The sequence below is a fragment of the Pseudomonas sp. UBA5706 genome (assembly GCF_002419965.1).
Lineage (GTDB): Bacteria > Pseudomonadota > Gammaproteobacteria > Pseudomonadales > Pseudomonadaceae > Aquipseudomonas.
Window position 1 is genome coordinate 237,613 of sequence record NZ_DIHC01000001.1, and the last position, 21,842, is coordinate 259,454.

23 protein-coding genes are annotated in these 21,842 nt (G+C 59.1%); 13 read left to right on the forward strand and 10 right to left on the reverse strand.

All coding sequences use genetic code 11. The features are described from left to right. Positions 1-208: 208 nt before the first annotated feature. Entirely contained in the window at positions 209-1,006 is a 798-nt protein-coding gene (locus B3I26_RS01110; RefSeq protein ID WP_296254324.1) for an NAD(P)H-dependent oxidoreductase, read from the reverse strand. A gap of 90 nt (positions 1,007-1,096) precedes the next feature. Here B3I26_RS01110 and B3I26_RS01115 point away from each other — a divergent pair, with 90 nt between their 5' ends. After that, positions 1,097-2,038 (forward strand): LysR family transcriptional regulator, encoded by a 942-nt coding sequence (locus tag B3I26_RS01115; protein WP_296254325.1) that lies wholly within the window; start codon positions 1,097-1,099, stop codon positions 2,036-2,038. Positions 2,039-2,093: 55 nt separating this feature from the next. Here the strand turns inward: B3I26_RS01115 and B3I26_RS01120 are convergent, their stop codons facing one another. Next, entirely contained in the window at positions 2,094-3,992 is a 1,899-nt protein-coding gene (locus B3I26_RS01120) for a potassium transporter Kup (RefSeq protein WP_296254326.1), read from the reverse strand. Positions 3,993-4,263: 271 nt separating this feature from the next. Between B3I26_RS01120 and rimO the strand changes: the two genes are divergently transcribed. Both rimO and B3I26_RS01130 read left to right on the forward strand, forming a co-directional pair. Then, on the forward strand, positions 4,264-5,601 hold the full coding sequence (gene rimO / locus B3I26_RS01125) for a 30S ribosomal protein S12 methylthiotransferase RimO (RefSeq protein WP_296254327.1): 1,338 nt from the start codon (positions 4,264-4,266) through the stop codon (positions 5,599-5,601). A gap of 110 nt (positions 5,602-5,711) precedes the next feature. Continuing rightward, positions 5,712-6,164, forward strand: a complete 453-nt coding sequence (locus B3I26_RS01130) for a GNAT family N-acetyltransferase (protein WP_296254328.1) — start codon at positions 5,712-5,714, stop codon at positions 6,162-6,164. Between the two features lie 98 nt (positions 6,165-6,262). On the opposite strand, the gene B3I26_RS01135 is transcribed toward B3I26_RS01130, so the two are convergent. Further along, positions 6,263-7,258, reverse strand: coding sequence for an alpha/beta fold hydrolase (locus tag B3I26_RS01135; protein ID WP_296254329.1), 996 nt, complete (start codon positions 7,256-7,258; stop codon positions 6,263-6,265). A gap of 161 nt (positions 7,259-7,419) precedes the next feature. Here B3I26_RS01135 and B3I26_RS01140 point away from each other — a divergent pair, with 161 nt between their 5' ends. The 5 genes from B3I26_RS01140 (at position 7,420) to B3I26_RS01160 (ending at position 11,286) form a co-directional block, all read left to right on the forward strand. Next, a complete protein-coding gene (locus B3I26_RS01140) occupies positions 7,420-8,130 on the forward strand; it encodes an rRNA pseudouridine synthase (protein ID WP_296254330.1) in 711 nt (236 codons plus the stop codon). Positions 8,131-8,196: 66 nt separating this feature from the next. After that, positions 8,197-8,658: a DUF1456 family protein gene (locus B3I26_RS01145; protein ID WP_296254331.1), complete on the forward strand. Its 462-nt coding sequence runs from the start codon at positions 8,197-8,199 to the stop codon at positions 8,656-8,658. Positions 8,659-8,689: 31 nt separating this feature from the next. Continuing rightward, positions 8,690-9,394, forward strand: a complete 705-nt coding sequence (tsaA, locus tag B3I26_RS01150) for a tRNA (N6-threonylcarbamoyladenosine(37)-N6)-methyltransferase TrmO (RefSeq protein WP_296254332.1) — start codon at positions 8,690-8,692, stop codon at positions 9,392-9,394. Positions 9,395-9,591: 197 nt separating this feature from the next. Then, positions 9,592-10,818, forward strand: coding sequence for a PAAR domain-containing protein (locus B3I26_RS01155; RefSeq protein ID WP_296254333.1), 1,227 nt, complete (start codon positions 9,592-9,594; stop codon positions 10,816-10,818). 60 nt (positions 10,819-10,878) lie between these two features. Further along, the gene (locus B3I26_RS01160) at positions 10,879-11,286 is read left to right on the forward strand and encodes a hypothetical protein (RefSeq protein WP_296254334.1); all 408 of its coding nucleotides are present in this window, start codon (positions 10,879-10,881) and stop codon (positions 11,284-11,286) included. Positions 11,287-11,509: 223 nt separating this feature from the next. Here B3I26_RS01160 and fpr read toward each other — a convergent pair whose 3' ends face one another. Further along, positions 11,510-12,289 (reverse strand): ferredoxin-NADP reductase, encoded by a 780-nt coding sequence (gene fpr / locus B3I26_RS01165; protein WP_065989778.1) that lies wholly within the window; start codon positions 12,287-12,289, stop codon positions 11,510-11,512. A 134-nt stretch (positions 12,290-12,423) separates the two neighbouring features. Between fpr and B3I26_RS01170 the strand changes: the two genes are divergently transcribed. Next, the gene (locus tag B3I26_RS01170) at positions 12,424-13,350 is read left to right on the forward strand and encodes a LysR family transcriptional regulator (RefSeq protein WP_296254335.1); all 927 of its coding nucleotides are present in this window, start codon (positions 12,424-12,426) and stop codon (positions 13,348-13,350) included. Between the two features lie 28 nt (positions 13,351-13,378). On the opposite strand, the gene B3I26_RS01175 is transcribed toward B3I26_RS01170, so the two are convergent. Together B3I26_RS01175 and erdR are read right to left on the reverse strand one after the other, a co-directional pair. Then, complete coding sequence (locus B3I26_RS01175) at positions 13,379-13,747, reverse strand: diacylglycerol kinase (RefSeq protein ID WP_296254336.1); 369 nt, start codon at positions 13,745-13,747, stop codon at positions 13,379-13,381. A 106-nt stretch (positions 13,748-13,853) separates the two neighbouring features. Continuing rightward, positions 13,854-14,501, reverse strand: a complete 648-nt coding sequence (gene erdR, locus B3I26_RS01180) for a response regulator transcription factor ErdR (protein ID WP_296254337.1) — start codon at positions 14,499-14,501, stop codon at positions 13,854-13,856. A 175-nt stretch (positions 14,502-14,676) separates the two neighbouring features. On the opposite strand from erdR, the gene B3I26_RS01185 reads away from it, so the two are divergent. Then, positions 14,677-15,561: a DMT family transporter gene (locus tag B3I26_RS01185; RefSeq protein ID WP_296254338.1), complete on the forward strand. Its 885-nt coding sequence runs from the start codon at positions 14,677-14,679 to the stop codon at positions 15,559-15,561. Between the two features lie 63 nt (positions 15,562-15,624). Here B3I26_RS01185 and B3I26_RS01190 read toward each other — a convergent pair whose 3' ends face one another. Beyond that, the gene (locus B3I26_RS01190) at positions 15,625-16,356 is read right to left on the reverse strand and encodes a tRNA-uridine aminocarboxypropyltransferase (RefSeq protein ID WP_296254356.1); all 732 of its coding nucleotides are present in this window, start codon (positions 16,354-16,356) and stop codon (positions 15,625-15,627) included. Between the two features lie 221 nt (positions 16,357-16,577). On the opposite strand from B3I26_RS01190, the gene B3I26_RS01195 reads away from it, so the two are divergent. Together B3I26_RS01195 and B3I26_RS01200 are read left to right on the forward strand one after the other, a co-directional pair. Then, positions 16,578-17,003, forward strand: coding sequence for a quorum-sensing-regulated virulence factor family protein (locus B3I26_RS01195; protein WP_296254339.1), 426 nt, complete (start codon positions 16,578-16,580; stop codon positions 17,001-17,003). Between the two features lie 377 nt (positions 17,004-17,380). Next, positions 17,381-18,448, forward strand: coding sequence for an LOG family protein (locus B3I26_RS01200; RefSeq protein WP_296254340.1), 1,068 nt, complete (start codon positions 17,381-17,383; stop codon positions 18,446-18,448). A 96-nt stretch (positions 18,449-18,544) separates the two neighbouring features. Here the strand turns inward: B3I26_RS01200 and recX are convergent, their stop codons facing one another. The 3 genes from recX to B3I26_RS01215 all read right to left on the reverse strand — a co-directional run bounded on the left by recX (position 18,545) and on the right by B3I26_RS01215 (position 20,689). Then, on the reverse strand, positions 18,545-19,012 hold the full coding sequence (recX, locus tag B3I26_RS01205; protein WP_172610996.1) for a recombination regulator RecX: 468 nt from the start codon (positions 19,010-19,012) through the stop codon (positions 18,545-18,547). Positions 19,013-19,020: 8 nt separating this feature from the next. Continuing rightward, a complete protein-coding gene (gene recA / locus B3I26_RS01210) occupies positions 19,021-20,085 on the reverse strand; it encodes a recombinase RecA (RefSeq protein WP_296254341.1) in 1,065 nt (354 codons plus the stop codon). Positions 20,086-20,170: 85 nt separating this feature from the next. Beyond that, positions 20,171-20,689 (reverse strand): CinA family protein, encoded by a 519-nt coding sequence (locus B3I26_RS01215; RefSeq protein WP_409522017.1) that lies wholly within the window; start codon positions 20,687-20,689, stop codon positions 20,171-20,173. Positions 20,690-21,486: 797 nt separating this feature from the next. Between B3I26_RS01215 and B3I26_RS01220 the strand changes: the two genes are divergently transcribed. Then, complete coding sequence (locus B3I26_RS01220) at positions 21,487-21,828, forward strand: hypothetical protein (protein ID WP_296254343.1); 342 nt, start codon at positions 21,487-21,489, stop codon at positions 21,826-21,828. Positions 21,829-21,842 lie beyond the last annotated feature (14 nt).

The following is a 21,842-nucleotide window of genomic DNA, read 5'->3' on the forward strand; positions in this document are numbered from 1 at the left end:
AATCCCCGCAGGCTCACGACTGCGGGGATTTTTCATTTTCAGCTTCCAACATTCCGCACGGATGGCCAGGCGTCCTTGAATCACCGACGCTTGGGGACAGGGGCCGAGCCGAAACTGTCGTTAATGGCTGCCGCCCTTACATGAGGCCACGGTGGTTGACCGACATAAGCGGTCCAGGGCGCAGTGCTTAAGCTGCGGCTTTCACTGTTCATTTAGGCGGGGCGGTTTCCACACTCAGATGAATGCCAAGATCATGGCGGTCCGGTGCGAAATCCGGGCGCAGGGTCAACGCCGGGATTTCGTAGTCGCCGCCATTCTGCGTACGGAATGGCAAGGGTTCTGCCGTGAACAAACCGTCCAACCGAGCGGCATAGGCTGAGCAGATCTGCCCGAATCTCTCTGCGTCTACCTTATGGGTTTTGTAGATCGGGAACGGAGCAAGCACTGTAAATCCGGGATAGAACAGCACGCCGTGCTGTATAGGAAACAGCAGATCCTCTAACCGGCCATTTACTCCCCTGCCGCTGTAATGCGATTCCCAGCCGCCCATCGTGACGACAAGCATGGCGCGTTTACCGGCCAATGTGCCTTCACCGTATCGGTCGCCCCAGTGACGCTCGCTGTGTTCACCGACTCCATAGGCAAAGCCGTAAGCATAGACACGCTCAATCCAGCCTTTGAGCATTGCCGGCATCGAGAACCACCAAAGGGGAAACTGGAAGACAACGGCATCCGCCCAGAGCAACTTTGCTTGCTCAGCCTCGATGTCAGACGGTTGTGTTCCTGCAGCGAATGTCCGCTGGGACTCTGCGGCGGGATTGAACCGTTCCTCGGCGCGATATCCAGGAGCATCAGTGGTATCCAGGACAGCTTTCCAATCCATCGCATAGAGGTCTGAAACAAGCACCTGATGACCCGCTGCCTGCAGGTGGCTGACAGCGAAATCCCTAAGAGAGCCGTTTAGCGATCGCGGTTCGGGATGTGCATAAATCAATAGGACGTTCATTGGGTTTGTTCCGGCTTGAAGGGCGCAGGCGCAACGTACCGACCTGATCGACTATGCTGGAAATGAATTCCGGAAACATCAGGTATTGCGATGCACAATATCTTGCGGCGTCTCGACCTCAACCTGCTGGTCACACTCGACATACTGCTGTCGGAGCAAAACGTCACCCGGGCTGCTCGAGTCCTTAACCTGACCCAGCCTACGGTCAGCCTTCAGCTCGGCAGGCTGCGCCAGGTGCTGAACGACCCCCTTCTGCTACCCGGTCCGAGAGGCATGTCTGCGACGGCCAGAGCTCAAGCGCTGCGCGGGCCGTTACGACAGGCGCTGGCTGCGTTGGAGGATGCGCTTACCCCGGCAACGCCTTTCGATCCATTGCAGGCAGATCACACGTGGCGGGTCGCTGCGAGTGACTATGCGGCAACTGCACTGATCTGGCCGTCGCTCGCATCGCTAAGGCACCAGGCTCCGGGCACGCGCCTGGCGATGATCAGCAAGCTCCCCGGCAATCTGGCTGCTGAACTGGAAAACGATCGTCTCGATCTTGCGTTACATATTCGCGATGAAGCCTCACCGAGGCTGCGTCAGCGCTCTTTGATCCATGAACGCTACGTGCTGGCCACGAGATTCGATCACCCGCTGCGAGCGTCTTCCATGTCGCTGGAGCGCTTTTGTGATCTGGAACACGCGGTCATGTCCCCTGACGGAGGTGGATTTTCAGGGAGCACCGATCTTGCTCTTGCAGCCAGAGGACTGAGCCGGCGCGTGGTACTTTCAGTGTCCAACTTCAATTCGTTGATTAGCGCATTAGCCCATAGCGATCTGATTGCGGTCGTACCGGAGAGGTTGGTGCGTCATCAGCCACGACTTCATGTACAAGAGCCCCCACTGCCAATCCCGGGTTTCGAGATGCTGATGCTTTGGCCCGAAAGACTGCACCGCGATCCGGCACACGCCTGGCTTCGAGAATTGATCGCCGCGAGCCTTCGCACTCATTACGAGTCTTCGCAGCCTGGCGGCCAAGCCATTGAGTGACAGATGCTTTCAAGAAGGCGCCCTCCAGCAGAAAAAGCGCCTTAAGCATGCTCGGCTACATTTCCACCTGCGTGCCCAACTCGATCACCCGATTGAACGGTAGCTTAAAGAACCTCAGGTTTCCGTTGGCGTTCTTCAACATGAAGGCGAACAGCCCTTCGCGCCAGCGGGCCATGCCGACCAGCTTGGAAGAGACCACGGTCTCGCGGCTGAGGAAGTACGTTGTACGCATCGGACTGAAGTCCAGCTCGGCCAGATGGCACAATTTCAGCGCAGCGGGCACGTCCGGCTCGTCGATGAAACCAAAGTGCAGGATCACCCGGAAGAACCCTTCACCATACGCCTCGACCTCGAAACGCTGGGCCGTGGGGACCCGCGGCGTGTCTTCGTAGACGACCGTCAGTAATACCACCTGCTCGTGCAAGACCTGGTTATGCAGCAGGTTGTGCAACAGCGCATGAGGCACGGCGTCCGGGCGAGCGGTGAGGAATACCGCAGTGCCCTGCACCCGATGAGGCGGTTGGACGCGGATACTGCTAATGAAGATGGGCAGCGGCAGCCCACCCTCGTTGATGCGATCCACCAAGAGCTGCTTGCCGCGTTTCCAGGTGGTCATCAGGATGAACAGCGCAATGCCAGCCAGGAACGGGAACGCGCCGCCCTGCACCACTTTCGGCACGTTGGCCGCGAAAAACATGCCATCGACGAACAGGCAACCCAAGAGGACCGGCACCGCCAGCAACGGCGGCCACTTCCACGCCAGCAGCATCACCGACGCCACAAGGATCGTGGTGCACAACATCGTGCCCGTCACCGCCACGCCATACGCCGAGGCCAGGGCGCCGGAGGACTCGAAGCCCAGCACCAGCAGGATTACCCCGACCATCAGCGCCCAGTTCACCGCCCCGATGTAGATCTGACCTTGAGCATCACTGGAGGTGTGCTGGATGTACATTCGCGGGATGTAACCGAGCTGTATCGCCTGCAGTGTCATGGAGAACGCGCCGGAAATCACTGCTTGGGAAGCAATAATGGTCGCCAGCGTAGAGAGGCCGATCAGCGGCAACAGCGCCCAACCTGGCGCCAACAGGTAGAACGGATTGCGCACAGCCTCGGGATTCTCGATCACCACCGCGCCCTGCCCGAAATAGTTGAGCACCAAAGCCGGCAGCACCAGCGCAAACCAGGCTCGGGAAATCGGCTTGCGTCCGAAATGCCCCATGTCCGCGTACAAGGCCTCGGCACCGGTCAACGCCAATACCACCGCGCCCAGTACGGCGACGCCAATCCCTGGGTGGTCGATGAAGAAACGCACCGCCCAGACCGGATTGATCGCGTGCAGCACTTCAGGTTGCTGAACGATGCCGTGAATACCGAGCACACCAAGGGTCACGAACCACAGCACCATGATCGGGCCAAACATCACGCCGATCCGGGCAGTCCCGTGCCGCTGGATCAAAAACAGACCGACCAGCACGATCAACGCAATCGGCACCACCCAGTGTTCCAGGCCATCGAACGCCAGCTCCATACCCTCGACCGCCGACAGCACCGAAATGGCTGGAGTAATCATGCTGTCGCCATAGAACAGCGCAGCACCGAACAGGCCGAAAACGATCATCGTCGCCTGCAGTTTCGGGTATTTCGAAGAAGCGCGACGGGCCAGTGCGGTCAAGGCCATGATGCCGCCCTCACCGTCATTATCGGCGCGCAGCACCAACGCCATGTATTTGAAGGAGACGACCCAGATCAGCGCCCAGAAAATCAGCGACAGAATTCCCAGCACCGAATCGTGACCGGCCTGCACACCGTAGCCGCCAGCGAACACTTCCTTGATCGTGTACAGCGGACTGGTACCGATATCGCCGTACGCCACTCCCACCGCGCCTACCAGTAGACTCAACGGTTTGACCGACGAATGTCCGGCCTCGGCCTGACTAGTTGCGTGACCCATTTACCACTCCCGAAACCATGACTCAAGTACGCGACATGCCGCTGTCAGATTGACCCGCAGCGTGCCGGCAAATTCCGATGCACCCGGCCGACAAGGGCCACCGGGTTCAACGCCGCGAAGCATAGCGCAGCACTCGTCGTAATTCTCGGTATAACGCTGGTCAATCACGGTTCTCGTCGCTAGAATTGCGCACTTTTTGATCAGAGGCGCACCAAGCGCCCAGTCAATGCCTCGGCCAATCGCCCGGGCATACCTACGCCGAGGTTAGTCAATGTCCACCGTTACCACGCCTGCCGCCCCCAAGGTCGGGTTCGTTTCCTTGGGTTGCCCGAAGGCGCTCGTTGATTCGGAGCGCATCCTCACTCAGCTGCGCATGGAAGGCTACCAGGTCGTGCCAACCTACGAGGACGCCGACGTGGTGGTAGTCAACACCTGCGGTTTCATCGACAGCGCCAAGGCCGAGTCGCTGGACACCATCGGTGAAGCCATTGCCGAAAATGGCAAAGTGATCGTGACCGGCTGCATGGGCGTGGACGAGAGCGTGATCCGCAGTGTGCACCCCAGCGTACTGGCCGTTACCGGCCCCCACCAATATGAGCAAGTGGTCAACGCCGTGCACGATGCGGCGCCGCCGAAGCTCGATCACAACCCGCTGATCGATCTGGTGCCGCCGCAAGGCATCAAGCTGACCCCGCGCCACTACGCCTACCTGAAGATTTCCGAAGGCTGCAACCACAGCTGCAGCTTCTGCATCATCCCATCGATGCGCGGCAAGCTGGTCAGCCGTCCGGTGGGCGATGTGCTGGATGAAGCTCAGCGCCTGGCCAAGGCCGGGGTCAAGGAGCTGCTGGTGATCTCCCAGGACACCAGCGCCTACGGCGTAGACGTCAAGTACCGCACCGGGTTCTGGAACGGCCAACCGGTCAAAACGCGCATGACCGAGCTCTGCCAGGCCCTGAGTTCGCTGGGTGTCTGGGTTCGCATGCATTACGTCTATCCGTATCCGCATGTCGACGAGATCATCCCGTTGATGGCTGAAGGCAAGATCCTCCCGTACCTGGATATCCCGTTCCAGCACGCCAGCCCGAAGATCCTCAAGCTGATGAAACGCCCGGCCTTCGAAGACAAGACCCTGGCGCGCATCAAGAAGTGGCGCGAACAGTGCCCGGACCTGATCATCCGTTCAACCTTCATCGTTGGCTTCCCGGGTGAAACCGAAGAAGACTTCCAGTACCTGCTGGACTGGCTGACTGAAGCACAGCTCGATCGTGTTGGTTGCTTCCAATACTCGCCGGTCGAAGGCGCGCCTGCCAACCTGCTGGACGCGGCCATCGTGCCGGAAGACGTCAAGCAGGAGCGCTGGGACCGCTTCATGGCGCACCAGCAGGCCATCAGCGCGGCCCGCCTGCAGATGAAGATCGGCAAGGAAATCGAAGTGCTGATCGACGAAGTCGACGAGCAGGGTTTTGTCGGCCGTTCGTTCTTCGATGCCCCGGAAATCGACGGCAACGTGTTCGTCGAGAGCGATCTGGACCTCAAGCCAGGCGACAAGATCATGTGCCGCGTGGTCGATGCCGATGAATACGACCTGTGGGCCGAGACGATTTAAGACCTCAGTGCACTTTGCCCCTCAACAACCCCACCCGTAAAACGGCGGGGTTTGTTTTTTCTGGCTATCGTCTCCACTTTAGAACAACGACAAACAGGAGAAGCGGCAACATGGCCCACCACTCGGTCATTTACCTGCCAAAGAAGCATGATTACGCCGAACTGACCCGGCTCTGGGAGGCCTCGGTCCGGGCGACCCATGATTTTCTGCCGGAAAATTACATCGCCCTGCTACGCAATCTTTTGCAAAGCCAGTACCTGGATGCAGTAACGCTGTTTTGCACCCGCGACTCGCAGCTGGACATCACAGGCTTCGGCGGGACCACGCCAGGCAAGTTGGAAATGCTGTTCATCGCACCTAAACATCGCGGCCTGGGGCTGGGCAAGAAGCTGCTGGAGTATGCAATCGAGCATTTCCAGATCACCGAACTGGATGTGAACGAGCAGAACCCGCAGGCGCTGGGGTTCTATGAGAAACAGGGGTTCGAGGTTACCGGGCGTTCGGCGGTGGACGGCCTTGGCAGGCCGTACCCGATGTTGCGCATGAGATTGAAACCCCAGTGAGGGGACCCTCGCGCGCCGCTCTAGCGGCACGGCTTGCTGGGGGGCAGCGATTTGAAAGATACCGCCGTCGGACAGCCGGACCGCTACAAGGCAATGCATCAGCGCTGCAGACTTTCCAACAGCACTTTATTGAACTGCTGCGGATCCTGAATTTGCGGCGCGTGCCCTAGCCCGGCGAATTCGATCAGCGTGGCCCCAGGAATTCGTTTAGCGACCGCCCTGCCCAATTCCGGATAGTTACCCAGCGTTTTGCGCAGTGCCTCAGGCGCAGCATCCTTGGCAATGGCTGTGTTGTCTTTTTGCCCGATAAGCAACACGGTCGGCATCTTCAACTTATCGAAGTCGTAGAACACCGGCTGATTGAAAATCATCCCGTAGGTCTGTGCCGATGCCCGTGCGACCTCTTCCCTGCCCCTGCCATTGAACATTCCCGCCTGCATATCGACCCAGTGATCGAATTCCGGCCGCCACTGGTTAGCGTAGTAGGTTGATTGCTGGTATTGGCGAATGCTCTGCGCGTTGGTCTTCAGTTCCCGCGCGTACCATTCGTCGAAACTGCGATCCGGCACGCCTTTGGCCTTCCAGTCTTCTAGACCGATCGGATTGACCAGCAGCAACTGATCCACCTGATCCGGATACATCAGCGCGAAGCGGGTCGCCAGCATGCCGCCCATGGAGTGGCCGACGACCGTCACATGATCGATATCCAGGCTGGTCAGCAGTGCCCGCGTGTTCTGGGCCAGCTGCTCGAAAGAATACGTGTAGTCCGCCGGTTTGCTGGAGCGACAGAACCCGATCTGATCGGGTGCGACCACGCGATAACCCGCCGCCGTGAGCGCTTTGATGCTGCCCTCCCAAGTCGCGCCGCAGAAGTTCTTGCCATGCAGCATCAGCACGCTTCGGCCGTTAGGCGTGCCGCTCGGCTTGATGTCCATGTAACCCATCTGCACCTGGGCACCCTGCGACTCGAAGCTGAAGTTCCGCGCCGGGAACGGGTACTGAAAACCTTCCAGTTGCGGCCCATAGGAAGGTGCCTGCGCTGCCATCAGCGGCAGGCTGATACTCATCAACAAAGCGGGTAGCCATTTGGTCATGAAAAGCTCCAGACAGTGGGGGGATAAAAAGCATACCTACGTTGCTCTCGAAAAAATCCCTCAAGTGGACGCTGACTCTGGAAGCATTTTCAATGTTGCCGCGATTAACGGTGCTTGCATGGGTACAATAGGCGCCTTTCCCTTCTGTTACGGCTTTTCTCATGACTGACCCCATTCGCCTTTCCAAACGCCTTATCGAGCTGGTCGGCTGCTCACGCCGTGAAGCCGAACTGTTCATCGAAGGCGGCTGGGTCACGGTAGACGGCGTGGTCGTCGACGAGCCGCAATTCAAGGTTGAGCACCAGACCGTCGTGCTCAGCCCCGAGGCTAAAGCCGATACCCCGGAAGCGGTGACCATACTGTTCAATGCCGCTGCGGGCATGAGCCCGCAACAGGCGCTGCCATTGATCACGCCCGGCACGCTGTCGCCTGAACATAGCGTCGGTAGGCGTCCGCTCAAGGGACACTTCTTGCGTCTGGAGGCGATCTCCACCCTGCAAGCCAGCGCCAGCGGTCTGATGGTGTTTAGCCAGGACTGGAAGATCCTGCGCAAGCTTACCGACGACCGCAGCAAAATAGAGCAGGAATACGTGGTGGAGATCGACGGCGAAATGGTCGCTCACGGTCTCAATCGCCTGAACCACGGCCTGATGTACAAGGGCAAGGAATTGCCGAAGGTCAAAGCCAGCTGGCAGAACGAAACCCGCCTGCGCTTCGCCATGAAGAACCCGCAGCCCGGCGTCATCGCGTTGATGTGCGAGGCCGTGGGCCTGAAGGTCGTCTCCGTGCGACGCATCCGCATAGGCGGAGTCTCCATCGGCAAGGTGCCGGAAGGTCACTGGCGCTACATGACCGACAAGGAAAAGTTTTAACCCTCTTTTTCAGCGCCACGCGGGACTTCGCGCGCGCTCACATCGATTGATCAGGAAACACGCATCATGATGAACAACGACGTACTGCGTAGCATCCGCTACATGCTCGATATCAGCGACGCCAAAGTGGTGGATATCATCAAGCTGGGGGGCTACGACGTCACCAAGACCCAGGTTACCGCCTTCATGAAAAAGGATGAGGAGGAAGGCTTCGAGCCGTGCAGCGACGAGATCATGGCGCACTTTCTCGACGGTCTGGTGTTTTTCAAGCGCGGCAAGGATGAAAGCCGTCCGCCGTTGCCACTCGAGTTGCCAATGACCAACAACATTGTGTTGAAAAAGCTGCGCGTCGCATTCGAACTCAAGGAAGAGGATATGCATGCGATCCTCAAGGCCGCGGAGTTTCCGGTGTCCAAGCCGGAGCTGAGCGCGCTGTTCCGCAAGGCCGGCCATAACAACTATCGTCTGTGTGGCGACCAACTGCTGCGCAACTTCCTGCGCGGCCTGACCCTGCGCACTCGCGGTTAAGCGCAGTCGATCGCTGAATGAGCCAAGTTGCATGAACCAGAGCTACAACGTTACTCCCATCGGCTTCGTTCGTTCGTGTTTCAAGGAGAAGTTCGCCATCCCGCGCCAGCCGCAGTTGGCTCCTGCCGCCCGCGGTGCGCTGGAACTGGTGGCGCCTTTCGACCAAGGTGATGCGGTTCAGGGCCTGGAGCAGGTCAGTCACGTCTGGCTGCTGTTCCTGTTTCACCAGGCACTGGAGGAGCGGCCACGCCTTAAAGTGCGCCCTCCCCGCCTGGGCGGCAATCAGTCTATGGGGGTATTCGCCACCCGTGCGACCCACCGCCCGAACGGCATTGGTCAATCGGTGGTCAAGCTGGAGAAGGTCGAGGCCGGTCGGCTGTGGCTGTCGGGGATTGACCTGCTGGACGGCACGCCAGTGCTGGACATCAAACCCTATGTGCCTTACGCCGACATCATCGACGCGGCCAGCAACAGCATGGCGGCGGCGGCACCCGAGCTGATCACCGTGTCCTGGGACGACGGGGCGCTGCAGCAGGCTCGTGCACATAGTCTGCGTCTGAATGAGCCGCTGGTGGAGCTGATCGAGCAGTGCCTGGCTCAGGATCCGCGCCCCGCCTATCAGGTGCCTGTGCCAGAACGTCGCTACGGCGCGCAGTTCTGGGACCTGGACGTGCGTTGGCATTATCCCCTGCCAGGCGAGATACGGGTGCTGGAAGTCGTTTGCGCTGCCAACTGACCACCCGGATACGCCGCACGATCTGCGCCTGATGCAGGCTGCGCGCGTTAGGCAACAAACGTTGCAAGAAAGCCGCTGCATTGGAGGTGAGATGGCCAGTACGTACGCGAACCTTGCTTCGCCCCTTGCAGGTCTTGGATAATCCGCAGCCCACACCCACCAACAGCCCCATAGAATGCCCAGAGGTATCGCTTAGCATGGATGCACAGGCCGCAGCGCGGCTGGGCGATGAAGTCGCCCACGGATTCGGCGTCGCGGCCATGCTCGCCGGCGCGGTCGCCGGAGCCCTTGTCGGTGCGGCAATCATCGCCGTGACGGCAGCGACCGGTGGTTTGGCGGCTGTGATTCTGGCGGGGTCCATCGCCGCGGGCGGCCTGTCGATGTTCCAGTTGGTCAAGGGGCTCTCGGCGGTCTTCAATCTGCCCGAGCCAACCACAGGCTCGCTCATAAGAGGCAGTCCCAACGTATTCATCAACCTGCGTAACGCCATGCGTGCCAGTGAGGATGTGTCCAGTTCCTGCAGCGGGTTTCCCATGGGCCACCCGTACTGGCCGTTCCCGGTCACGATCGCCGAAGGCAGCGCCACCGTTTACTTCAACGGTAAGCCGGCGGCGCGGCTGAAGAGCAAAATGAGCTGCGGAGCGCATATCAAGTCCGGGAGCCACAACACGTTTATCGGTGGCCCGACGCTGCGCATGGAATTCGTGCTGGACATCGAGGGCTGGATGCACAACGGGCTGGAGGTTCTGGGCGTGGTCGCTGCCGCGGGCGCCTTGGTCCTGGCAGCCGTGGCCGGGCTGGCTGCTCTGATGACCGCCGGAGCGATCGGCGGTGCGGTCTATGGCGGCATGGAGCTGCTGGGCCAGCTCGGCGATCGGCTTGGCCCGGGTTACCGCGACCTGCTGCAAGGCATGGCCGGATTGGCGCTGCTCGGCGCAGGCCCGAAGATGGCAAGCTTGAGCGCCGAACGCAATGCTGCGCGCTTGGCCAGCCAGACCCTGCTGCTGGAAGTACGCACTGCCTCGCAGGTCAATGAGGCCTGGGTTGCTGAAGGCAACCTGCCGGCGTGGCTTGAGGGCACGCTGGTCAATACCGAAGTGGTGCCGGCGGGCACGCAATACCAAATGGTCGTCGCAGAAGGCCAAGCCGAGGCCATCGTTCGAGGCAAGCCAGCGTTCGGAGGCTTTGCTTCACCTGACCCTATTCCCAGCCAGGCCTATGCGCGGGATAAACTCGTCATCCTCGAAGAATTCAAGTCGGACGTGTCGCGTGTGATAACTGTCGAAACGACTGCTCCGCAGAAGGTGTACAAAGGCATCACAGGCCCGCTGGGGGAGTACAACGGCGGGGTACGGCAGGTACAGTTCGTCGATGGAAAAAACGTGAAATTAGTGGGCACCCCTCGTGTGTTGCCTTTGGAGTGACAAGCGGTGATATGTGATTTTGAGGAAGTTCGAGAGGACGGGAAGGTCATCGACGAAAGCATGACCGTAGAGCGCATAGTTGCCCTGGGATGGCCGCCATGCAAGGTCGTAGAGGCTCGCTGGCGCTGGCAGGAGCAGCCGCTGAACATCGCCCATCGCCTCGGGTTTCTGGCGATCGTGGTACCGGATCGGCAGCACTTGGCTATTTTGTGGAACAACGACGAGTCGGGTGTGGATGCCACACTTTACGTGATCTCTGGCGACCGTCACCGGCAGATGAAGATCGACGACCAACTGCTGATCAATGGCAAGATCGAGCCCGGCATCTACAGTTGGTTCGAGCATTTCGCGCATGAGTCGCCGAGCGTTTTTACCTGCATGTTCAGCCGCCAGCGCGACCAGGCTATGTTCAGGGTGGATATCGACGCTGCAAGCGGCGCGGTGATTGCGGTACTGCCTTCACGCTGAGCATCGTGCGGTGTGCGTCTGAATACCGCAGAAGCGCGAGTTGGCAGTCGCCGGAAACAAAAAAACCGCCTGGTCCGTGACCTCCAAGCGGTTTTTTTCAGACCCCAAGTCGCTGAGGCCTGTACTGACTTATTCGCGGGTAAATCCACTCGCACAGTGGTTGTGCGAGCGGTTCAGCCGCGATGGGTTTCGATCCGGGGTCTGCCGTGCAGCAGATTGAGCATTACTTCTCGACGAATGCGCGCTCGATCAGGTAGTCACCCGGCTCACGCATCCGAGGCGAGACGGTCAAGCCGAAGCTATTGAGCACTTCGCTCGTTTCGTCGAGCATGCTCGGGCTGCCACACAGCATGGCGCGGTCGTCCTGCGGATTGATGGGCGGCAGGCCGATATCACTGAACAGCTTGCCGCTGCGCATCAGATCGGTCAGGCGGCCTTCGTTCTCGAACGGCTCGCGGGTCACGGTCGGGTAGTAGATCAACTTGTCGCGCAGCATCTCGCCGAAGAATTCGTTCTGCGGCAAGTGCTCGGTGATGAACTCGCGGTAAGCGACTTCGTTCACGTAACGCACGCCGTGGCACAGGATGACCTTCTCGAAACGCTCGTAGGTTTCCGGGTCCTGAATCACGCTCATGAACGGCGCCAGACCAGTGCCGGTGCTGAGCAGATAAAGGTGTTTGCCCGGCTTGAGGTCGTCCAGCACCAGCGTGCCCGTAGGCTTCTTGCTGATGATGATCTCATCGCCTTCCTTCAGGTGCTGCAATTGGGAAGTCAGCGGGCCGTCCGGCACCTTGATGCTAAAAAACTCCAGATGCTCTTCCCAGTTCGGGCTAGCAATGGAATAGGCACGCATGAGCGGGCGCCCGTTTGGCTGCTGCAGACCGATCATGACGAACTGACCGTTCTCGAAGCGCAGGCCAGGATCACGGGTGCACTTGAAACTGAAGAGGGTGTCGTTCCAGTGATGAACGCTAAGGACACGCTCGTGATTCATGTTGCTCATGGTACGTGGGAGCTCCTGATAAATAACGTGCGCCAGTCAATGCGCCAGTCAATGCGCCATTGCGCGACATTCTAGTGGCAGACACAATATCTGTTAACTGAATTATCAAGATATAGGTTATCGGTTATATAGATATGCGATTTACTCTCCGTCAGCTCCAGGTTTTCGTCGCCGTCGCCCAGCAGGAAAGCGTTTCCCGCGCTGCGGTCCTGTTGTCCTTGTCGCAATCGGCGGCGAGTACTTCCATTACCGAACTGGAACGCCAGTCCAGCTGCCAGCTGTTCGACCGCGCCGGTAAACGACTGAGCCTTAACGCGACCGGCCGGCAGTTGTTGCCTCAGGCCGTCGCGCTGCTGGATCAGGCCAAGGAGATCGAAGACCTGCTCAACGGCAAGTCCGGCTTCGGTTCGCTGGCGGTCGGCGCGACCCTCACCATTGGCAACTACCTCGCCACGCTGCTGATCGGCAGCTTCATGCAGCGCCACCCCGAGAGCCAGGTGAAGCTGCACGTGCAAAACACGGCGAACATCGTTCAGCAGGTCGCCCACTATGAGATCGATCTGGGCTTGATCGAAGGCGACTGCAGCCACCCCGACATCGAAGTGCAAACCTGGGTCGAGGATGAGCTGATGGTGTTTTGCGCCCCTCAGCATCCGCTGGCCAAAAAGGGCCGGGCGTCACTGGAGGAACTGACGCACGAGGCGTGGATCTTGCGCGAGCAGGGTTCAGGGACGCGCCTGACGTTCGATCAGGCCATGCGTCATCACTTGAACAGCCTTAACGTGAGGCTGGAGCTGGAGCACACCGAGGCGATCAAGCGCGCCGTTGAATCCGGGCTGGGGATTGGCTGCATTTCGCGTCTTGCCCTGCGTGACGCTTTCCGCCGGGGCAGCCTTGTGGCCGTTGAAACGCCGGAGCTGGATTTGATGCGGCAGTTCTACTTCATCTGGCACAAACAGAAATATCAGACGTCGGCTATACGTGAATTCCTCGACCTCTGCCGCTCATTCACCGCCGGCGTGAATCGCAGCGACGAGATCGTGCTGCCGAACATTGCCTGACGCGCCGTCCGGCTATAAAAGGTGATTGTCAGCCCAGCAGAATCAGGCCCCACACCACGGCAATCATGCTCAGCGCCACAAACTGGGCGGCGCTGCCCATGTCTTTGGCATTCTTCGACAACGGGTGGCGGTCGAGGGAAATCCGGTCAATCGCGGCCTCGATCGCCGAGTTCAGCAGTTCGACAATCAGCGCCAACAGGCACACCGCGATCAGGATCGCGCGCTCGCCACGGCTGACGTGAAACACGAACGACAGCGGGATCAACACGATATTGAGCAGCACCAGTTGACGGAACGCCGCTTCGCCTTTGAATGCAGCGCTCAGGCCGTCGAGGGAATAGCCAGACGCGTTGAGAATACGTTTCAGGCCGGTCTGGCCTTTGAATGGGGACGTCATAGGAAAACTACTGATGAATGAAAGCGGTGGAGGCTAGTGCGGCGACGGTCAAAAAAGTGTGAAGGTCGGCCGCGTAAAGCCCAGGGTTGAGCCGGATTCATGGGAATCAGCTCTGCGCAATGGATTCCAATTGTTGCAGCAGCAACGCCGCCTGGGTTCGGGTGCGCACATTGAGCTTGCGAAAGATCGCCGTAACGTGGGCCTTGATCGTTGCTTCCGACACGCTCAGCTCGTAGGCGATCTGCTTGTTCAGCAGCCCCTCGCAGACCATCGTCAACACGCGAAACTGCTGTGGCGTCAGGCTGGCAAGGCCTTCGCTGGCGGCCTTGGCCTCCGGCGACACGCTGATGCTTTCGTTGACCTGGGGAGGCCACCAGACATCGCCATCCAGCACCGTTCGCACGGCCTTCTGAATGGTTTCGAGGGAACTGGATTTCGGGATGAAACCGCTGGCGCCGAATTCGCGGGACTTGACCACGACCGCAGCCTCTTCCAGAGCAGACACCATTACCACCGGCACCTGCGGGTACTGACCGCGCAACAGCACCAGCCCCGAAAAGCCGTAGGCGCCGGGCATGTTCAGGTCCAGCAGGACCAGATCCCAATCGGATTTCTCGGTCAGTCGCGCTTCCAGATCAGCGATGCTCTCGGCCTCGACCAGCCTTGCATCCGGCCCGAGTCCCAGGCTCAGCGCCTGATGCAATGCGCTGCGAAACAGGGGATGGTCGTCGGCAATCAGGAGTTCGTATGGCATTTAATGATCCTGTAAGTGGCTGAGCGCCGACGTATTCAACACCCAATGAGGCAACCCGCGACATCTTGACACAGGGACCGTACGTGAGCGGCGCCAAGGATGCCCAGCGAACTCGGGGTGGTCAAGCCTGACGCTTTGCGGCAAAGTCTGCGCCCCCGACCTGGCGACTGCCATCATGCCAAACCACGCCCTGCGAGCGGACCTGCTCATGCTCCTGACCGCATTGATCTGGGGCACTGGCTTTGTCGCTCAGACCGCCGGGATGGATCACATCGGTCCGTATTTGTTCTCGGGCCTGCGGTTCGCGTTGGGTTCCCTCTGCCTGATCCCCCTTATTCTGCGCAACGCCAACACGGCCCGCGTGCCGGAGCCCTTGCTCAACCGCGGCATGTTACGCGCTGGCATCATCATGGGCCTCGCGCTGGCATTGGGCATCAACCTGCAACAGGTCGGCCTGTTGTTTACCAGTGTGACCAACTCCGGCTTTATCACCGGCCTGTACGTGATTGTCGTTCCACTGCTGGGCTTGCTGCTCGGCCATAAAACCGGACTGAGCACCTGGGTGGGTTGCCTGCTGGCAGTGGTTGGCATGTGCCTGCTGAGTATTGGCGATAACTTTCATGTCGCCTCGGGGGATTGGCTGCAACTGATCGGCGCGTTCGTGTGGGGTGGGCACGTGGTGTTGGTCAGCTTGTTCGCCAGCCGCCACGACCCGATCCGTTTGGCCTTTCTGCAATTCGCCACCTGTTCGGTGGTGAGTCTGCTGCTGGCGGTGCTCTTCGAACCGATTGCCCTCGACGCAATCATCGATGCGGGCCCTGCCCTGCTCTACGGCGGCATCGTCGCAGTCGGCGTCGGTTACACGCTGCAGGTGGTCGCGCAGAAACACGCCATCGCCTCCCACGCCGCCATCATTCTTTCGCTGGAGGCCGTCTTCGCCGCCATCGCTGGCGCCTGGATGCTCGGGGAGGCCTTGCAACTGCGCGGCTATATCGGTTGCGCATTGATGCTGGCCGGGATGCTGCTGGCGCAGTTATGGCCGAAGACCCCCCTCGACTGAGGTCATGCTTCTGTTGCGAGTCGTTTTGATACGACTCGCTGGCGCCGGCTTACTGACTGATGACTATTCAATGTAACCCTTGAGCTCTTGATGAGCATCGCTTAGCAAGTCGAGGGGCAACTGATTTTTAGCACCTAAATAGTGCTGACTGAAGACATCGAAGTAGCAGCTCAAAGCCGAAGCTGCTTCAGTATCGCCGGCCAGATCGAAACACAGTGCGGCCACTTCAGCGGTACAAAGATGTTCGCTGCGCGTGGAACGTCTTAATTTGTACCGTGAAAGCTTTTCGGGGATCAGGCTTAAAATGGGGATGGAGTCAAAATAAGCGCTTTTACGGAAGATTTTCCTCGCTTCAGTCCACGTAGCGTCAATCAGCACAAACAGCGGCCTCTTGTTTTGGTTAACCGTCACGGTGTTGGTGACGCGCTCGGCCGCTACATATTCTCCCGGAAAAACCAGATAGGGTTGCCACTGCGGGTCGTTGAGCAATGCAATCAGCTTTTCATCGACCTCGGTGCGGGACCATACAAACGCATGGTTATCCTGAATAACGTCTGCAATCAGCCAACCCGTATTGCTGGGTTTGAAGACCTCTTTTTTCGTCATGATCAGGCACACCCCTGATTGTGCCTCGACCTTTGGACGCCACCTGCACAGGCAATGACTTTCGATCACTCGACAGTAATGGCACCTTGGCGCACGTGATCCGCGAGCCAAGTAAGGCTTTGTACTTTCCTCCTCCCGCTCATCTCTCAGACATGCGACAGCATTCTTGTGAAAAACAGTCGGGGTCATTGACGGGTAAGAAGGCAGTGACACGAGGGGCATCCGGCAGGTCGAAAAGTCGCGGCATTCTAGCAGACCAGCCCGACGCGCCGTGTTCTCTGGTGTCCCCCGAGGCTCCTCCCCTATACTGCCCGGCCTAGAGAGCACTCACTCCTGCAGTGAACGCCTCGGGTTGTCGCCGGTCCAACGGCCAGCCTCTGCATCACCCGTCCACGCACCAGGAGAATTCAATGCTGCGCCTCATCGCCCCCACTCTCACGCTTTTGCTCGTCGCTCCGCTGTGCGCCAACGCGGCGTCCAAACAGGATTACGAACTGAGCCAGATGCTTGATAAAGTCGCGAAGGAAAGCAGTGTCGGCACCCCACGCGCCATCAATGAAGACATCCTCGACGAAGGCTACACCGTTGAAGGCAAGATGCTGATCAACCACCTGAGCGTGCAGTCTGGCCAGGCGGCTCAGATGCGCGAAAACCCGGACGACGTCCGCGGTCAGCTGGGCGGTAGCGTGTGCCGCAACGCCGGTTATCGTCAACTGATGGCCAAGGGTGCGATCCTGCGTTACCGCTTCACTGAATACAAAACCAACAAGCTCATCACGACTCAGGAAATCAAAGCGGCGGACTGCGCTGCCAAACCCCCTGCCCACAAGAAGTGAAGTCACGAGCTTTATGGGCTGCGCGTTTCGAGATCCTTTCAACGCGCAGTCTTGCTCTCCCCTCCCTGGCTACATGCGCTATTCAAATTCCGCCACCCAGTACTGTTCGCGCGCTGCTTGATCGCTGATCTTGGGGCCTGCGTTTCGTTTCGCCGTGCCCGTTACGCCTTATCACATTTTGCACGCTTGAAAGGGGTTGCCTGTGGCGCCGGTTGCCATCAATGTTTTCTCTTTTCAACCACGGATTAGTCCAGAATCGGGCGCCGCGCAGGTTTGATGCCTCCTTCCTTCGGATGCGCTGCGCATGCCGGCGTATGACGCGTCGCGATCCCGCCCCCTGGCGGCGGTCAATGATTCTGCAGAAGGAGAAAGCGTGAATGCCGTACGTACCCAGTGACGCGTTGTCTCAGCACTTTCAGAGCAGCGGAATCGACCTCACCCCCAAGGTCGAAGAACTCCTTGGTTCGGTCGCCCCGGACAGCCCCAATCTTGCGCTCTACCGCGACATGATTCTGACCGTCCTGCGCATGGCCCAGGAGGATCTGAATCGCTGGAATGCCAAAATCACCCTGCAAGCGTTGCGCGAGTTGGAGAATGCGTTCCGGGTGCTCGAACGATTCAAAGGCCGCCGCAAGGTCACAGTGTTTGGCTCCGCACGTACACCTCTGGAACATCCTGTTTATGCGCTGGCCCGTGAACTGGGCAAGCAACTGGCAGCCTCTGACCTGATGGTCATCACCGGCGCCGGTGGCGGGATTATGGCCGCAGCCCACGAAGGCGCCGGCCTGGATCACAGCCTGGGCTTCAATATCACCCTGCCGTTCGAACAGCACGCCAATGCAACCGTGGATGGCACTGGCAATCTGCTGCCGTTCCACTTTTTCTTCACGCGTAAGCTGTTTTTCGTCAAAGAGGCCGATGCGCTGGTGCTCTGCCCGGGCGGGTTTGGCACCCTCGATGAAGCGCTGGAAGTGCTGACGCTGATTCAGACCGGCAAAAGCCCGCTGGTTCCCATCGTGCTGCTGGATGCACCAGGCGGAACATTCTGGGAAGGCGCTATCGGTTTCATCAAAAATGAGCTGGAGGCGAACAAATACATTCTGCCCACGGACATGAACCTGATGAAGCTGGTGTACAGCGCCGATGAAGCTGTCGCCGAGATCAACCGCTTCTACAGCAACTTCCACTCCAGCCGCTGGTTGAAGAACACCTTCGTCATCCGCATGCATCACGCCTTGAGCGACCATGCGCTGACCGCCCTGCAGGACAGGTTCGCCGATCTGCGGTTAAGCGGCGACTTCCAGCAATACGGCCATCAGGACGAATACGACGATGCGCAGTTCAGCCATCTCACGCGTCTGGCATTCGCGTTCAACGGCCGCAACCATGGCCGCTTGCGCGAACTGGTGGACTGCATAAACCTGGAGAAGAACTGGGCGACATAGGAGCAATCTCGGCAGGCCCAAGGAACCGAGCCCGTGAAATCGATGTGACGGCGAATGCTTGAGGGCGTGCTTGCGCGCCTCCAGGCAGATCAAGCGTCAGTCGTCGTTACCCTTGCCACTCAGCAAACGACCAATCAGCTCGGGCGGGTATCCGCGATAACTCAGAAAGCGCATCTGCTGCCCGCGCTCGCGGGCATCCTTGGGCAACTGGCCGCTGAACTTGCGCTGCCACAGCGCTTCAAGCTTTTCCCACCAGTCCACGCCGCACTCGCGCAGCGCCTGTTCAATGTCTGGACGCGGCAAACCGCGCTGCCCCAGCTCTTCGCGGATACGCAAAGGGCCGTGGCCAGAACGGGCACGGTAGGAAACGAAGCTTTCGAGGTATCGGGATTCAGACAGCAGACCCTCTTCCGTCAGACGGTCGAGCGCTGCGTCAATCAATTCAGGGGGAGCGCCGCGCTGACGCAGCTTGCGCGTCAGCTCGACACGACCATGCTCGCGTCGTGCGAGCAGGTCCATTGCGGTACGCCTTACAGCGACGGGCGTATCAAGCACAGCTGGCATGGCGTGGATCAGATGTCCGCGTCGGCTTCAACTTCAGTCACATCGTCCGCCGCTACGCGGGACGATTGGGCCTTCACATCAGGCGCTGCGGTCAGCAGTTTCTCGCGAATCTGCCTTTCGAGGGTGGTGCCGATTTCCGGGTTGTCCGCCAGGAACTTCGCGGAGTTGGCTTTGCCCTGACCGATCTTGCTGCCCTGATAGCTGTACCAGGCGCCGGATTTCTCCAGCAGACCGTGCAGCACGCCGAGGTCGATGATCTCGCCGTTACGGTAGATGCCCTTGCCGTAAAGAATCTGGAACTCAGCCTGACGGAACGGCGGGGCCACTTTGTTCTTAACGACTTTGACGCGGGTTTCGCTGCCGACGACTTCGTCGCCTTCCTTGACCGCGCCTGTACGGCGGATGTCCAGACGAACCGATGCGTAGAACTTCAGTGCGTTACCACCGGTGGTGGTTTCCGGGCTGCCGAACATCACACCAATCTTCATACGGATCTGGTTGATGAAGATAACGAGGCAGTTGGCAGTCTTGATGTTACCGGTGATCTTACGCAGCGCCTGGGACATCAGTCGGGCTTGCAGGCCGACGTGCATGTCGCCCATTTCGCCTTCGATTTCAGCTTTTGGTACCAGAGCGGCCACGGAGTCGACGACGATGACATCGATGGCGTTCGAGCGTACCAGCATGTCGGTGATTTCGAGGGCCTGTTCGCCAGTATCTGGCTGGGACACCAGCAGGTCATCGACATTGACGCCCAGCTTGCCGGCGTACTCTGGATCGAGCGCGTGCTCGGCGTCGACGAATGCGCAGGTGGCGCCCATTTTCTGGGCTTCTGCGATGACGGACAGCGTGAGGGTGGTTTTACCCGAAGATTCCGGGCCATAGATTTCAACGATCCGGCCTTTTGGCAGGCCGCCGATACCGAGTGCGATATCAAGACCCAGAGAGCCGGTGGAGATAGCAGGAATAGCCTGGCGGTCATGGTCACCCATGCGCATCACGGCACCTTTGCCGAACTGACGCTCGATCTGACCCAAGGCCGCAGCCAAGGCTTTCTTCTTGTTGTCGTCCATTGAAGTCCTCACGTAATAGGTTGGGCCTGACGGCCGATATAACTGTATAAGTAGACAGTATTATTCCACAGGGTTGCGTGCGCGCCTACCCCCGATTTGGTTTTTCTCCAGCAGTGAGCCGGATGAGTCCCTCCAGCGCGGCCTTTACCGTTTGTCGGCGAACCGCGTCACGATCGCCGGCGAAGTGAAAACGCTCGGCGATCAGCTGTTCGGCCGCCCCCCAGCAAATCCACACGGTACCTACCGGCTTCTCCGCCGAGCCGCCGTCAGGCCCGGCAACGCCACTGACCGCAACCGAGAACCGCGCCGCGCTGTTGGTCTGAGCGCCGCGAGCCATGGCTTCGACCACTTCCCGACTGACGGCACCGACAAGACCGAACAGTTGTGGCGAAACATGCAGCTGCTGAGTCTTCTGACGGTTTGAATATGTGACATAACCCGCTTCGAACCAGGCTGAACTACCGGGAATGCGGGTAATGGCTTCAGCGATACCACCGCCAGTGCAGGATTCGGCGGTGCTGACCTGTGCCCGGGCTTCGAGCAGGTGCTGCCCCAGCACGGCTGCCAGTTGAGTGATGTCGTCCACAGAAATTCTCCGTAACATTCGAGCAGTAGGCATACGCTACACGAGCACACCACTTGCGCAAGACAGACGCGGCCTGCGTGACGACCGCGTCTGCAAGGTCATCTAGGCAGGCTCCTTTTGCTTGGCAGGTGGCTTTTCTTCTTTCGGACACGGTTTCCTGACCGTTTCAACGATAGTTTCCCGAGGACGCTGCTGTGCCTCTTCGAGCGTGATGAAGCGCCCGTTGGTCGCATCCCTTCCGCGTTTGCGTCGCATATAAAGCTCCTTCTTTCATAAATACCGCCCCGAATCGGACAGTTGCCCTCGTAGCCTAAACATCTATGCGGGCCTTATGTAGGGGCTGAAACGAGCGGTGACGAATAAGCCGAACCTGCGGCCAGCGAACGTGCGTGGTAACCTTGCGCCCATCGCAAAAGCAATCGGATCCGGCGTCGACCCACGTAGGTGGCATTCCACGCAACGCTCCCCATTTGCCCAAATCTCCCAACGAATTTGCCTAAATACCTGATGAATAAAGCAATTTCCGATCTGTCTTCGCACACTCCCATGATGCAGCAGTAGTGTAAAAAAAGCCCCGCAGGCCATGTCAGAAACGGCCTGCGCGGTTTTGCTGTCTAAAAAGAAACCTTCAGAAAGGCAGTCTTGGCACCATTAAAATCAAGGTAGCCCCACCAAGTATTAGACAGCTTTCCCACCATCCCTCTACGGCGTTCTGCCGACCACTTCACCACTCCCAATGCAATTCGTCAGCCCGGTTGGCGTTTCCCCTCACACCTCGATTACTGTATATCCAAACAGTATCCGAGCATCAGCAAATGAAACCCACCCAAGAGGCCGAATGGCCCGATGAATTCACCCGTGAAGAAATGCTCGAGCAACAATCGCGCTTGCTTATCGAGGAGTGCCACATGCTTCAGAAGGAGCTGAGCCGATACCGGAAAAATCTGGCCAAGATGATCGACATGCACAACGAGGTCACGATCGAGCGGGACAAGCTGAGGGCCGATCTCAAGCAGACTGAGGCCAGGTTGTCTGGCTGTCTTCTGGAGCTTTCCGCACTGGGCAACCGGGTAGCTGGTCTGGAACGCTGCCGCGAGCAACTCGCGGAGATACGTCGCAAAGAAATGGCTAAGCTTCAAGCTCAACGACTCGGTTGAAAACCAGAGGTGTA